Annotated in this window: 1 protein-coding gene; it reads right to left on the bottom strand. The window is 41.0% G+C overall.

Annotated elements, in window-relative coordinates:
• A partial coding sequence (locus tag BG32_RS01780) for an SLC13 family permease (RefSeq protein ID WP_183084262.1) occupies positions 1-638 on the bottom strand: 638 nt, incomplete at its 3' end.
• Between the last annotated feature and the right edge of the window lie 140 nt (positions 639-778).

Below are 778 nucleotides of genomic sequence, written 5' to 3'. Positions count from 1 at the left end.
ATCTCATCTTTCTTGTCCGAAATAGATGAGAGACCCCTTAGAATTTTGAATCGCGAGATTAGCATTAGAACTATATATGTCAGTACAAGCGGAATAAACACAAGACTGGTGAAGGTCAAGAATGGAATCTTCGATGCGTTACCTATGATAATGTTTGGAGGGTCGCCAACAAGGGTCATACACCCCCCGATATTTGAAGCGAGAATCATAACAGCCGTGAATCCAAAAGGATTGAATCCTGCAGTATCTGCGACAAAGAAAATGATGGGCATGAACATGATCATCGTAGTCACATTGTCCAAAACCATTGAAAAGGCCGCTATAAGAGCGGAAAATAGCACCGATAGTAAAAGGATGTTACCTTTTGTCGCCTTCAAAGTCCTGACTGCCACATACTGAAAGAATCCCGTCGATTTAATTACAGCAACAATAACCATCATTCCTATTAGAAGAAATATGGCGTTGAAGTCCACGAACTGGGAAATTGTTTCGATTCTCATACTCTCGGAGACCTTGAGGGCCACAAGCATCATACCTGCGGTAAAGGCGATCAGTACCCTCCGTCTCTTTGAAAGTACAATAAGTATGAAAGTCAATATGAAATAAACTACAATGAAGATCCTGTCCATAAGTCCCATTGTATCTCAAAAAACTCAACAAATAAAGGGGCGTGCAACCTTTGGTTGGCCCGACGATGAAGATATTATGGCACTTTCCCTAGGTCTTGAAGAAAGATATCTCTAATATGAATGACATGATTCGCTCGACTTGTATTCAG

It is taken from the genome of Mesotoga sp. HF07.pep.5.2.highcov, assembly GCF_003666285.1.
In the GTDB taxonomy this organism is placed as follows: domain Bacteria; phylum Thermotogota; class Thermotogae; order Petrotogales; family Kosmotogaceae; genus Mesotoga; species Mesotoga prima.
The sequence above is the reverse complement of the archived record's forward strand: the minus strand, read 5'-3'. Positions and strand labels throughout refer to the sequence as shown.